General features: G+C 64.8%; 10 protein-coding genes. 5 read left to right on the top strand and 5 right to left on the bottom strand.

All coding sequences use genetic code 11. The annotated features are described in order from the left end of the window. Positions 1-186: 186 nt before the first annotated feature. Genes C1A15_RS16525 through C1A15_RS16515 form a run of 3 tightly spaced genes read left to right on the top strand, consistent with a single transcriptional unit; the run spans position 187 to position 2,539 of the window. Positions 187-1,239 carry an inorganic phosphate transporter gene (locus C1A15_RS16525; RefSeq protein WP_101723581.1) on the top strand — a complete coding sequence of 351 codons (1,053 nt, stop codon included), beginning with the start codon at positions 187-189 and terminating at the stop codon, positions 1,237-1,239. A 10-nt stretch (positions 1,240-1,249) separates the two neighbouring features. Next, positions 1,250-1,879, top strand: a complete 630-nt coding sequence (locus C1A15_RS16520; protein WP_101723580.1) for a DUF47 domain-containing protein — start codon at positions 1,250-1,252, stop codon at positions 1,877-1,879. A gap of 30 nt (positions 1,880-1,909) precedes the next feature. Continuing rightward, complete coding sequence (locus tag C1A15_RS16515) at positions 1,910-2,539, top strand: DUF47 domain-containing protein (protein WP_101723579.1); 630 nt, start codon at positions 1,910-1,912, stop codon at positions 2,537-2,539. Between the two features lie 122 nt (positions 2,540-2,661). On the opposite strand, the gene C1A15_RS16510 is transcribed toward C1A15_RS16515, so the two are convergent. Both C1A15_RS16510 and C1A15_RS16505 read right to left on the bottom strand, forming a co-directional pair. Then, positions 2,662-3,612 (bottom strand): trimeric intracellular cation channel family protein, encoded by a 951-nt coding sequence (locus tag C1A15_RS16510; RefSeq protein WP_101723578.1) that lies wholly within the window; start codon positions 3,610-3,612, stop codon positions 2,662-2,664. A 6-nt stretch (positions 3,613-3,618) separates the two neighbouring features. After that, positions 3,619-4,611: a zinc dependent phospholipase C family protein gene (locus tag C1A15_RS16505; protein ID WP_101723577.1), complete on the bottom strand. Its 993-nt coding sequence runs from the start codon at positions 4,609-4,611 to the stop codon at positions 3,619-3,621. A gap of 144 nt (positions 4,612-4,755) precedes the next feature. On the opposite strand from C1A15_RS16505, the gene C1A15_RS16500 reads away from it, so the two are divergent. Further along, on the top strand, positions 4,756-5,982 hold the full coding sequence (locus tag C1A15_RS16500; RefSeq protein ID WP_101723576.1) for an MFS transporter: 1,227 nt from the start codon (positions 4,756-4,758) through the stop codon (positions 5,980-5,982). A 34-nt stretch (positions 5,983-6,016) separates the two neighbouring features. Here the strand turns inward: C1A15_RS16500 and C1A15_RS17375 are convergent, their stop codons facing one another. Beyond that, positions 6,017-6,145, bottom strand: a complete 129-nt coding sequence (locus tag C1A15_RS17375; protein WP_281254145.1) for a hypothetical protein — start codon at positions 6,143-6,145, stop codon at positions 6,017-6,019. 466 nt (positions 6,146-6,611) lie between these two features. Continuing rightward, on the bottom strand, positions 6,612-8,297 hold the full coding sequence (locus tag C1A15_RS16495) for an MFS transporter (protein ID WP_101723575.1): 1,686 nt from the start codon (positions 8,295-8,297) through the stop codon (positions 6,612-6,614). Between the two features lie 250 nt (positions 8,298-8,547). On the opposite strand from C1A15_RS16495, the gene C1A15_RS16490 reads away from it, so the two are divergent. After that, on the top strand, positions 8,548-10,425 hold the full coding sequence (locus C1A15_RS16490) for a BglG family transcription antiterminator (protein WP_101723574.1): 1,878 nt from the start codon (positions 8,548-8,550) through the stop codon (positions 10,423-10,425). Positions 10,426-10,530: 105 nt separating this feature from the next. On the opposite strand, the gene C1A15_RS16485 is transcribed toward C1A15_RS16490, so the two are convergent. Beyond that, a complete protein-coding gene (locus C1A15_RS16485; RefSeq protein ID WP_101723573.1) occupies positions 10,531-12,147 on the bottom strand; it encodes an amidohydrolase in 1,617 nt (538 codons plus the stop codon). Positions 12,148-12,280: the final 133 nt, after the last annotated feature.

Below are 12,280 nucleotides of genomic sequence, written 5' to 3'. Positions count from 1 at the left end.
TCGCGGGTTAACTCCTAGCAATTACGGGGGATTTACCCTAGGAACAGGCATCGAGCGCTTTACCTGCATTTTGCCGTTTGATCCGTAATCCGACGTGAAAAGAGCAAGGAGCCCCTTTCGCTTTGTTAGATTTACGTTAAACTGGGGAATGCTGAACCTTTTTGCTGTTTTGTCGAGAGGGATTTCGTGACCATAGAGTGGGCTTCGTTCATCGCCGAGCTCGCGTCCAACCCGATCCTCGTGGTTGTGACCCTGCTCAACATCGGTGTCATCGTGGTGAACGGGGCGACCGACGCACCGAACGCGATTGCCACCGTCGTATCGACGCGTGCCATGAAACCGAAGCTCGCCATCATCATGGCGGCCGTGTGCAACTTCCTGGGCTTGCTGGTGGTGTCGCTGTTCACCGCCGCCGTCGCGCATACCATCTTCAACATGGTCGATTTCGGGGGGAACTCCCAGCAATCGCTCATCGCGCTTATGGCCGCGATGGTGGCCATCATCGTATGGGGCACCGTGGCCTGGTATTTCGGCATCCCCACGAGCCAGAGCCATTCGCTGATCGCCGGCCTGACGGGCGCGGCCATCGCGCTGCAGGGCAGCTTCGACGCCATCAACGGAGGCGAGTGGATCAAGGTCGTGTACGGTATCCTCCTGTCCACCCTGCTCGGCTTCTTCCTGGGCTGGGTGAATTCCAAAGTGCTCGGGCGCGTCTGCCGCAACATGGATCGCAAGAAGACGTCGCGCTTCTTCCGCTGGGCGCAGGTGGCCTCGGGCGCGGGCGTGGCGTTCATGCACGGCGCGCAGGACGGCCAGAAGTTCATGAGCATCTTCGTTTTGGCCATCACGCTGGCGACGGGCGTCGGCCAAGCCGACCAGATGATCCTGCCCGTGTGGCTCATGTTCTTCTGCGCGCTCAACATGGGGTTGGGCACCGCCGTCGGCGGCGAGCGCATCATCAAGAGCGTCGGTTTGGACATGGTGAAGCTCGAACCGTTCCAGGGGTTCGCCGCCAGCGTCGCCACGTTCTTCTGCCTTATGCTATCCACGTTCGCCGGCTTGCCGGTTTCCACGACGCACACGAACACGACGGCTATCATGGGCGTGGGCGCAGCGAAGCGAAAAAGCGCGGTGAAGTGGGGAATTGCAATAGACATGGTGAAAACGTGGGTGCTGACGTTTCCGGGATGCGGGTTGCTCGGGTTCGCGTTCGCCCACCTGTTCTTAATGTTCTCGTAGAGGAGGACCGGTGAGCAAGAGGGTCAAGTTCGATTATTTCGACGCGTTCGAGAAGCAGACGGAAGTCGCCGTCCAGGAAGCCGAGTTGCTGATTGAGGCCATCGAGGGCTTCACCGAGGCCGAGCACCTCAAGGAGGTCATGGAGCGCGCGCACGAGCTGGAGCACAAGGGCGACGAGATCAACCACGCCATCTTCAAGACGGTGGCCACCGACTTCATCACGCCCATCGAGCGCGAGGACATCATCAACATGTCCCAGTACCTCGACAACATCATCGACTACATCGAAGACGTCATGCAGCGCTTCTACATGTACGATGTCCACTTCATCCATCACGACGCGCTCGAGTTCGCCCATCTCATCAAGAAGAGCTGCGTGGCGCTCGACAAGGCCATGGAGGACTTCCGCAACTTCAAGAAGTCCAAGACGTTCAAGCAGCTCATCATCGATGTGAACGATTACGAGGAAGAGGCCGATCAGCTGTACATGACGGTCATCCGCAAGCTGCACACGCACGACCGCGAGAACCCCATGCGCGTGCTGGTGTGGTCGCAGATCTTCGATCGCATGGAGAAGTGCTGCGACTCGTGCGAGCACGCCGCCGACACGATGAACTCCATCCTGTTGAAGAACGTGTAAGGATCGGCAACGACCCGCTAAGGGGGCCTCATGGGCAAGAAGCGCAAGGCGGACTATTTCGACCTGTTCGAAAAGCAATCCGAAGCTGCGGTGGCCGAAGCGCAGCTGCTCATCGAGGTGATCGACAGCTACGCATCGGGAAAGAGCGTGCGCGAGCTGATGGAGCGCGCGCACGCTCTGGAGAACGAGAGCGACGAGTACAGCCACGCCGTCTACAAGATGCTGTCGCACGACTTCATCACGCCCATCGAGCGCGAGGACATCATCGCGCTGACGCAGAACCTGGACAACCTCATCGATTTCATCGAGGACGTGGTGCTGTGCTTCTACATGTACCGCGCGAGCGACATGCACGAGCATGCGCGCGAGTTCGCGGTGCTCATCAAGAAGAGCTGCAAAACGCTTGACAAGGCCATGAAGGATTTCCGCAACTTCAAGAAGTCGAAGGCCATCAGGCAGCTCATCATCGACGTGAACGCCTACGAGGAGGAAGCCGATCGGCTGTACCTCAAGGTGAACCGCAGCCTCTATGGCAAGGAACGAGACGACGCCCTGCGCGTGGTCATGTGGCTGCGCATCTTCGATCGTATGGAGAAATGCGTCGACACCTCCGAGCATATCGCCGACACCATGGGCGGGATCCTGCTGAAGAACGCATAGGGAGCTCCTGCGTTCCGCGGCGCGCTTGGGTGAGACAGAGGGACGGGGTAATTGTCTCATTTTGCTCGCAAAATGAGACAATTACCCCGTCCCTCTGTCTCACCGCCGCCCCTCTGCCTCGCTCACCGTCGCGGCTCGAAGGGGTCGCGTTCTTTCTCCTCGTCGGAGCCGACGATGCGGCGAAGCTCTTCGCGGTTCACGACGATGCGGTCGCTCGGGTCGCTGGCGCCCACGCTCGACGGGTCCGGCGATGCGCTCTCATGCGCCGCGGACGTCCGGTCGCCTTTGCTCCGCTCCGCCACGTACTCGCCGTTCATGCGCGCCCAGAACAGGCGCAGCTTCTCGTAGCCGTGCCGCTCTTTGTCGCGCTCCACCTTGCCCTTCGGCGGCCGCACGCGGTTCGCCACCGAGCGCACCGGCTTCGACACCGCCCTCGTCACCACGTCGGAGTAGTCGCGCGGCGGCTTCGTGCGCCAGCCGAAGAACAGCGACGCGTAGCGCAGTCCCAGCACCAGCACGACGCAGGCGAGGGCGGCGTAGTTGTCCAGGATGTGGTTCTGGCTCATCAGCGCGTAGACGATGCAGCCCACGAGCGCGGCGCTGCCGTACAGCGCGCCGGCTTGGAACGCTTCGGGCTCGCGGTTCATGCAGATGTCGCGCAGGATGCCGCCGCCCACGGCGGTGATGGTGCCCAGGATGATGGACGGGATGATGTCGAGGCCCGCCGACAGGCTCTTGCTCACGCTGATGACGGCCCACAGCGCAACCGATAGGTTGTCGAGGAGGTCGACGATGGGGTCGAGGTAGGTGGCCAGCTTGCCGAAGTAGAACACCACCACGCCCGCGATGGCGCACGCCAAGACGAGCGTGGGCTTCTGGAAGGCGTAGATGCCGTAGTTCTGCAGCAGGATGTCGCGCATGATGCCGCCGGCCAAACCGGTGATGATGGCGATGCAGGCCACGCCGAAGATGTCGTAGCGCGCACGCACGGCGCTCATGGCGCCGGACAAGCCGCCGGTCAGCGCAGCGGCCATTTCCAGCCAGAAGGGGATGGTGAGGGCGACGTCCAGCATGGGGGTTTATGCTTCGTCGACGGGCGGAGCGCTGACCGCGCCGTCCTCGACCGACACCACCAGGGCCACCACGGGCTCGCCGGAGAAGTCCAGCTCCTTCGTGATGGCGCGCGCGGCTGCGAGGTCGAAGCCGTCCTCGTCGAACGCGAACACGTTGTCCTGCGCCTTGTCCAGGGCTTCGTCGAAGAGGTCCCAGAAGCTCGCCGTGCGCACTTCGCCCGTGAACGGGTTCTCCCACGCTTCGCGGGCGCGGTTGTCGAACGGGCTCTCGGTGAGGGCGACGGGCCGATGGCTCATCGACTTGTAGAACGAGAAGGGGCGCAGCAGCTCCTCGACGCGGCCGATGACGGCGCGCTTGCGACCGGAGGGCGAGTAGAACAAACGCTGCGCCACGCGGAAGTCCTTGACGGCCGTCTCGAACATCGTGGCGGGAACGATCTCGCCGTACACGGTGAGGGCGACGTAGGCGTACATCTTCGAGACGACGTGCAGCACGAAGTCGCTCGCGTTGAGGATCTCGGCGGAGGGGTTGAACGTGGCCACGGTCTCGTTGCGCTTCTCGAACAGCACGAGCTCGTCGAGCTCGCTTTCGATGACGCCGTGCACTTCGCTGCCGTCGGCGCGCGAAAGGCCGGGCTCGCCGGCATCGCACAGCCGGTACTCGTGGAAGAACACGAACGGGTGCATCGTGGAATCGAGCGTGTAATGGCACAGGAAGCCCAGGGCATAGGCGCGTCCGACCTCGCGCTCGGCGCTGCCCAGGATGTCGAGGGAGTTCTTGAATGCGACCAGCAGCTCGCTCGGCTTCTTGTTGTGCATGGTAGAGCCCAGGCGATTGTGCTCGCGCAGCTGAGGGCTGAGCACCGTGTAGAACAGCGGATCAGGCCCCTGGTTGCCCAGAAGGAACGCCTCGGCTTCGTCGCGCGAGCCTCCGATGAGGGTGTACAGGCGGTCGTAGACGTCGCGCCCGAAGAAATCGTGGGTTATGAGTGCGGGCATGGGGATGACGCTCCGTTCTGACGTGAATTTTACCGGTGTCGCTACGCGCTATCATATACAATGAGGAAGCAGTTGTTAACCTTCGGTTTCTCACTTGTGAAGAAGCCTTCCCAAGTTGATGCAGACGAGACGAGAGGCGCGGCCATGGCGGGCAAGTTGACGAAGCAGGAGAAGAGCTGGATTCTCTACGACGTGGGCAATTCGGCTTTCGTGCTGCTTGCAACGGCGCTGATCCCCGTGTACTTCAAGACGCTGGCCGAGCCGGGCTCGTCGGTAGTGGTGGCCTGGGGTTACGCCGAGACGGTGGCCTCGCTGCTGCTGGCGCTGCTCATGCCCATCTTGGGAAGCCTCGCCGACCTCAAGGGCAACAAGAAGAAGTTCTTCATCGGCACCGTGGGCACCGGCGCCATCGCGCTGGCCGCGCTGGGCATCCCCTCGGCGGCGCTCGCGTTCCTCGTGATCTACGTCGTCGCCTCCATCATGCTGAACGGCTCGATGGTGTTCTACGATGCGTTCCTCGTGGACGCCACCACCGACGAGCGCTACGACGAGGTGTCGTCGCAGGGCTACGCGTGGGGCTACATCGGATCGTGCGTGCCGTTCATCGCCTGCCTCGTGGTGGTGCTCATGGGGCCGAGCGTGGGCATTCCCATGGATATCGGCATGAAGATCGCGTTCCTCATCACGGCCGTGTGGTGGGTGGCGTTCAGCATCCCGCTCATCAAGAACGTGCATCAGACGCACTACAAGGAGCGCGCGGCGCACCTTGTGCGCGATACGTTCGCGGGCCTCTTGCGCACGCTCAAGCGCATCTGGAAGGATCGCCGCCTGCGCTACTTCATGCTGGCGTTCTTCTGCTATATCGACGGCGTGCACACCATCATCAAGATGTCGACGAGCTACGGCACCGATCTCGGCATCGACGCGACGCAGCTGGTGCTGGCCCTGCTGGTGACGCAGTTCGTGGCCTTCCCGTCGGCCATCGCCTACGGGCGCCTGTCGTCGAAGTTCGGCACGAAGCGCATGCTGCTCGTGGCCATCGGCGCGTACTTCTGCATCACGTTGTTCGCGGCGTTCTTCCTGCGCGAGGCGCTTGAGTTCTGGATCCTCGCCATCTGCGTGGGCCTGTTCCAGGGCGGCATCCAGGCGCTGTCGCGCAGCGAGTTCGGCAAGCTCATCCCGAAGGAGCACGCCAACGAGTACTACGGTTTCTTCGACATCTTCGGCAAGTACGCCGCCGTCATGGGCACCTTCCTCGTGAGCGTGTTCACCCAGATCACGGGGAACTCGTCGCTGGGCGTGCTGTCCATCGCCGTGCTGTTCGTCCTGGGCTTCGTGCTGCTCGCGCGCATGCCCCAAAGCAAGGAGTGATGTCCCAAAAGGGGACAGTCCCCATTTGGGACATTTAGCGCGTGCGGGCGGGCGGCCGGACGATGCGGCTGCTTTCCGAGAACAGGCACGCGACCAGCACGAATATGCCGATCATCACCGTCGCGCCGACGGCCTTGCAGGTGGTGCTCAACGTCTTGTCCATGCGATCTCCTCACCTCGAAGCGTACGGCTTCCACTATATCGTGGCCTCTTTACGGGTGCCTTGATCGCCCCTTACGTGCGGCTTACGTCTTCGTAAGGCGGGTGGGGTGTGCGCGGCGTGCCGCGCTGCGCGAGGGGCGATTGTTTCACGTGAAACATCTGTTCGAACCCCTGTTTGGCGCAACGCAGCCTAGATCGTGCGAATATCCTGCCGCACGGGGGTTTTCGGCAAGAATCCCCCCTATTGGCAGCCTCGTTTCGCGCCTGTGCCTGCGGCTGGCGCCGCGACCTGGCCTTCCCCTTCCGATTCTCCCGAAACGGAAAACCCCGGCGAAGCCTGATCGGCCAATAAGGGGAATTCCTGCCAGTGCAGCCCCTTTCCGCTGCGATTCTGCGCCAAGCAGGGGGTCAGGATACCCGTTCTGAAACACCCGGGCGCGGCACGCCGTTGCCCATGCCGCTTCGCGCTACTTCTGGAGGGCCGCGTCTTCGAGGTCGACGTCGAGTTTGGGATCGGACGAGCCTGCGGCTGCGGGGCGGGTGCGGGGAACGGCGGTTTGCACGAGGTGGCGCGTCCCCAGTAGGCCGACGAGCATCACGAGGCCCAGCAGCGCGAACGTGACCTGGGTGGATTCGGTCTGCACTTCGGCATGGGCGGCCGCGAGCCCGTCGGCTGCGGCGGCGGCCATGCCGTAGGGTTCGATGATGTCCAGGAACCCCTCGTTGCTGGTGTAGGCGGCGCTCTGCTCGATGAGGAGCGCCCGTGCGTCGGCGTCCACGGCGTCGGCGGGAAGCGAGCCCGCCATGCCGAACGACAGCGTCAGCAGCAGCGACGTGCCCGCAGCGGCCGTGCCCAGCGCCATGCCGATGTTGCGCGCCGCGCCCTGCATGCCGCCCGACTGTTGCGCGTCGCGGCCCGAGACGGCCGATGCCACGGCGTTGTTCGCCTGCGAGTTCACCGCGCCCACGCCGAATCCGCCGAGGCATACGCCTGCGAACAACGTGGGCCCGACGCCGTCGCTTGTCACCCCGAGGGCGATGAGCGCGCAGGCGGCGGCCATGGCGACGAACCCCCCGCGGATGAGCAGGCGCGACGACAGGTGCGGGGCGACCTTCGGCAGGAAGGTAGCCAGCGCGAACATCGGCAGGGCCGACAGCAGCGAGAACACACCGGTCTGCAGCGCCGAGAACCCGGCCACCAGCTGGAGGTGCGGCGTGATCACCATGCCCTGCGCGCCCATGTAGAAGAACGGCAGCGCCACCGCGACGAGGCCCGCGCGCACGGGACGGCTCTCGATGAACGATCGCGGGATGAGCGCGCTGCCGTGCACGCGCTCGATGCGCCGCTCAATGGGGACGAGCGCTACGAGCAGGACGAGGCCGCACGCCGTCAGCGGCAGCGCCGGCGAGATGCCGAAGAGGGTGAAGGGGCATCCCGAGGTGGGCGCGACCACGCCCCACGCCGAGATGCGCGACGCGCCGAACAGGAACATTCCCAGCCCGATCGCGGCCAGGGCGGTGCCGACGCCGTCGAGGCGCGCGGGATGGCCGGAGGAGCGCAACGCCGGAAGCAGCGCCGTGCTGGCCAAGACCAGCACGAAGTAGAAGCCGAGCACGCCGAAGGTCATGCGGAAGCCGGCACCGTCCATGAGCGCGCCCAGCGCGAGCGGCGACAGCGTGGATATCGCCGCGGCCCCGGCGATGGCGCCGAACGCGATAGCGCGGCGCCGCCCCTGGAACAGGCCGGGGACGAATCCGAGCACGGCGGGCGTCACGAGGCTGGCTCCCAGGCCCATGATGAGGCGGCCTGCCCAGGTGAACGCTACCATGGTGGGCGCGAGCGCCGCGCACGCCTCGCCGACGGCGGCCAGCACGAGGCCGATGCGCAGCGTCTTGCGCCATCCCCACGACACGCCCAGCATGCCGCCGGCGATCATGAAGGCGCCCGCCACGAGCGCGTACACGGTGTTCGCCACTTGGATGTCGCCCAACGAAGCTCCCAGCTGGGACGACAATTGTGCAACGGCGATGTTCATAGCCGCGTTGTCGCTGGTGGTGCCCACCTGCGCCAGGATCAGCGCAACCAGAGGGGCGTACGAGAAAGACCCCCTCGAGGCGGATGCGGCCGTGCGTGATTGGGAACGAGCTGACATGGAAAACCCCTTTAGCCGAGATGCAGGTCGATGCTGCGAATCCGGTTCCGCCCTGTATTGTAGGCCGCACCGGGAAACCGTCCGTCAACGACAATTGCCGGAGTTGCGGCAACCTTGCGCTGCCGTACGAGGACGATTGCCGGAGCAACGGAACGCATGCACCCCGGACGCCAGGTACGCCTCTGGGCGGGTGCAGTAAAATGGGAGATGCGACGTTTCATATCCGCCGTATCAAATCAGGGGGTTGGCGATGAACGTGAGGCAAGGCGCATTGCTGCGCGAACTGCTCGAGGCAAGCGAATTCCAGACGTGCGATTACTTTGCCGGACGGCTCGGGTGCTCCGAGCGCACCGTGCGCAATGACGTGAAGGTGATCGCCGCGTTTTTGCAGCGCGAGGGATTCTCTTCGCAGATCGTGGGCAAGCGCGGAGCGGGCATGCGCCTCGTGCTGGCGCAGGGCGAGGGGAACCGTCTCGTGTGCGTGCTCGACGAGAGCGAGTTCTCCATGCAGCCGCGCTTCGAGCGCCTGTGCCAGGAGATGACCATGTTCGCCTGCGCTCCCGGCGCGCACACCGCCGAGTCGCTGGCGCATCGGCTGTACACGAACAAGCAGCAGATACAGGCCGACGTGCGTTGGTGGCAGCGCATTCTGGCCCCCTACGGCATCGCGCTGACCACCGGACGCAGCATCACGCTCGAGGGTGCGGAGTGGATCGTGCGCGGGTTCGTGATGTCGGTGCTGCTGTCGTTCTCGGCTCGCGCCATCAAGCAGCGCATCGAACCGTGGCTGACCGGCGAGGGAGTCGACAAGCACGACCAGGGGTTCTACGAACGATGCATCGACGAGGCGCAGGAGTCGATGGGCTTCCGCTTCTCGAGCAACGCGCAGTGGCAGCTCACCGTGTACTTGAAGATCGCCGTGTCGCGCATCAGGCTGGGCTACACGATATCCTCGCACGCGAGCCATCGTGCGCTGACGCCGTACTTCTCCGATCTGCGTACGCGGCTCGAGCGCCACTTCGGCATCACGGTGTCGCTTGCCGAGATGCATCTGCTGCAGGACATGGCCGATTGCTGCACCTGGCAGTGGAGCTCGAAGCTCATGGACCAGTACGTTCCCGACGAGCGCGCGTTCGACATCGCGCGCGACATCGTGCGGGCGCTGACCAACAGCTTTCAGAGCGAGGTGCCGCCCTCGTACGTCAAGCCGCTCGGCATCCTCGTGGAAAGCGGGCTCACGCGTCGCGCCTGCGGCTTCACCATCAAAAACCCCAACGAGCTGGCCGTGAAGTACGACACCATGGACAGCTTCTGCCTGCTGTCGTCGGTGCTGGTGGACGTGGAGCCGGTACGCGAGGCGAACCTGCACGGCTCGGACTACGCGCGCATCGCGCTCGTGCTGCTGGAATACCTCGAGCAGGTGGACTACCAGCGCCGGTACCGCGCGGGACTCGTGGTGAACTGCGGCATCGACATGGCGCTGTACGGCAAGCATCGCATCGAGAAGCTCGTGTCGAAGGTGCGCGTGGCCGATATCGTCAGCGAGGACGAGATCCAATCGGAGTGCGCACGGTCGAACGTGGGCCTGCTCGACCGCTTCGACTTCCTCATCTCGTTCGAGCCGCTGGCGGTTGATTTCCCTTCGGTGGTGGTGTCGAGCACCATCGACGAGCGCGATATCGAGCGCATCGTCGCGTCCATCCCGCTGTGGAAGAGCGGCCACGAGGCCGAGCTGCCATGGGAGCATCGCAAGCTCAAGCGCGGCGCGAAGAATGTGGGCGTGGTGCGCGGGTTGCACGACGACCTGCTGGCGAACAGCGAGATCGACATGACGTACGATCGGTTCGTGTGGCTGTTCGAAACGCTGTCGTTCGTGAAGGGCCGCACGCTCGTGCTGGCGCTGTGCTGCGAGGGAGTGGAGCGCACGCGCGCCGTGCTGTACCAGATGGAGGGCGACGCGCACGTGTCCGGGAAGCGGTGCTCCATGGCGGCGGTGCTGCTCGTGCCCCTGGCCGAGCGCAGCGACCTGACGCCGGCCACCGAGGGGTTCAAGCGCCTCTTGGAGGCTCATGCCGACATCGCGGACGTGCCCGACGAGAGCGATTTCTTCAGCAGCTTCCCGGAGTAGGGAAGGGGAGGGGCGTCGAAGGGCGCGCGGCGTGAAGCGAGAGGGGGATGGCCGCAGTGCGCAGCCATCCCCCTCTCGCTCGTTTGACGCTTCGTTCGCTGTTTCTTACCCGTAGACCCGCTCGCCTTCCTTGATGGTGGCGAGCACGCGCACGTCGCGGAGGTCGGCGGGGGAGATGGTGAAGGGGTCGCGGTCGAGGACGGCCAGGTCGGCCAGCTTGCCGGCTTCCAGCGTGCCCTTGCGGTCCTCTTCGCCGTACTGGTAGGCGCCGTTCACCGTGATGGCGCGCATGGCGTCGTACACGTCGATCTTCTGGTCCTCGTCGAGTTGGACGCCCTTCTTTGTCACGCGGTTCACGGCGCACCAGGCGGCCTCGAGCAGGTTCGGGCGCAGCACGGGGGTATCGGTGTGCAGCGTGAAGGGCAGGCCGGCGCGCAGGGCGTCGCCGCACGCGCTGATGCGGCCGCCGCGCACGGGCCCGAAGTTCTTGAGATGGACGTCGCCCCAGTACCAGATGTGCGACGCGAAAATGGACGGCACCATGTGCAGCTCGGGCATGCGCTCGTACTGGTCGGGGCGCATCATCTGGCAGTGGATCATCACGGGGCGCAGCTCGTGCTTGCGCGGGTTGTCGGACGCTTCGAGCGCGGCGGCGTACACGCGCAGCAGCTGGTCGCCGGCCGCGTCGCCGTTCGTGTGGCACAGCAGTTGGTGCCCGCCGTCGATGGCCTTCTTCGCGAAGGCGATGGCGTCCTCGTCGGTCATCGTGCCGTACGCCACCCAGTCGTCCTCGCCTTCGGGGCCGCTGACGTAGGGCTCGGTCATCCACGCGGTCATGCCCTGAGGCGAGCCGTCCAGGAACATCTTGAGGCCTCCGATGCGCAGGTGCCCCCGGTACGTCGGGCCGTCGAAGGCCGCGTACTGCTCCAGCATGGCGTCCACGTCCTCGCCGTGCATGGGGTAGGACACCACGTCCAGCTTGAGCTTTCCGCCCTCGGCCATGCCGCACAGGAGCCCGGCCAACGATGCGGGGGTGGCGCCGTCCTGGCAGGTGGTGATGCCGTTCTCGAGGTACACGAGCTGCATGTCGTCGGCGATGGCGTTGAGGTCGAGGTTCATCCGCGGCTGCGTGATGGCGTACAAGGCGTTCACGGCCGCGGGCTCTTCGGCGTAGCCATCGGGCTCCTGCGTGCCGGCCACGCGTCCGTAGCGTCCGCCTTCGGGGTCGGGGGTGGACGCGTCGATGCCCGCCATGTCGAGCAGCAGGCTGTTCGCCACGGCCATGTGGTTCGAGGCGTGCACGGCTAGGATGGGCACCTCGGTGGACACGGCGTCGAGCACGTTCTTGTCGGGATGGCGCCCCTCGACCAGCTCGTTCTGATCGTAGCCGGTGGCCATGACCACGCCGTCGGGGCCCACGTTGCGCTCGGCGACGAACTCCCGGATGACGCGCTGGATATCCTCGAACGAGGTGCATAGCGACAGGTCGGCGTACAGGACGTACTGCATGGAGCCGCCGAAGTGACCGTGCGGATCGATGAAGCCGGGCAGCACGGTGGCTCCCTCGAGGTCGACGGTTTCGGCGCCCGGGGCCTGGCGGCGGGCCTCGTCGAGCGAGCCGACGAACGCGAGGGCGCCGTTGTCGTCGACGACGATCGCCTCGGCCCGATCGCCCTCGGCGACCATCGTGTAGAAGGTTGCGTTGTGGAAAAGCGTGGTCATGGGAACTCCTTACCTTGGTACCTTGGATGAAGCGCGGCGCGCGGGGTGCGCGGGGCAAAAGAAACGGGTGGGGTGCTATCCCACCCGTCGAGGTGCCGTTCTGTTCTATGAGGGCCGGGCGCTTCGCGGTGCG

The organism is Eggerthella timonensis, assembly GCF_900184265.1.
Classification (GTDB): Bacteria; Actinomycetota; Coriobacteriia; order Coriobacteriales; family Eggerthellaceae; genus Eggerthella; species Eggerthella timonensis.
The sequence above is the reverse complement of the archived record's forward strand: the minus strand, read 5'-3'. Positions and strand labels throughout refer to the sequence as shown.

Coding starts and splice junctions, on each gene's coding strand:
- C1A15_RS16515 (WP_101723579.1), top strand. CDS start 1,910: ATGGGCAAGAAGCGCAAGGCGGACTATTTCGACCTGTTCGAAAAGCAA.
- C1A15_RS16510 (WP_101723578.1), bottom strand. CDS start 3,612: ATGCTGGACGTCGCCCTCACCATCCCCTTCTGGCTGGAAATGGCCGCT.
- C1A15_RS16505 (WP_101723577.1), bottom strand. CDS start 4,611: ATGCCCGCACTCATAACCCACGATTTCTTCGGGCGCGACGTCTACGAC.
- C1A15_RS16500 (WP_101723576.1), top strand. CDS start 4,756: ATGGCGGGCAAGTTGACGAAGCAGGAGAAGAGCTGGATTCTCTACGAC.
- C1A15_RS17375 (WP_281254145.1), bottom strand. CDS start 6,145: ATGGACAAGACGTTGAGCACCACCTGCAAGGCCGTCGGCGCGACGGTG.
- C1A15_RS16495 (WP_101723575.1), bottom strand. CDS start 8,297: ATGTCAGCTCGTTCCCAATCACGCACGGCCGCATCCGCCTCGAGGGGG.
- C1A15_RS16490 (WP_101723574.1), top strand. CDS start 8,548: ATGAACGTGAGGCAAGGCGCATTGCTGCGCGAACTGCTCGAGGCAAGC.
- C1A15_RS16485 (WP_101723573.1), bottom strand. CDS start 12,147: ATGACCACGCTTTTCCACAACGCAACCTTCTACACGATGGTCGCCGAG.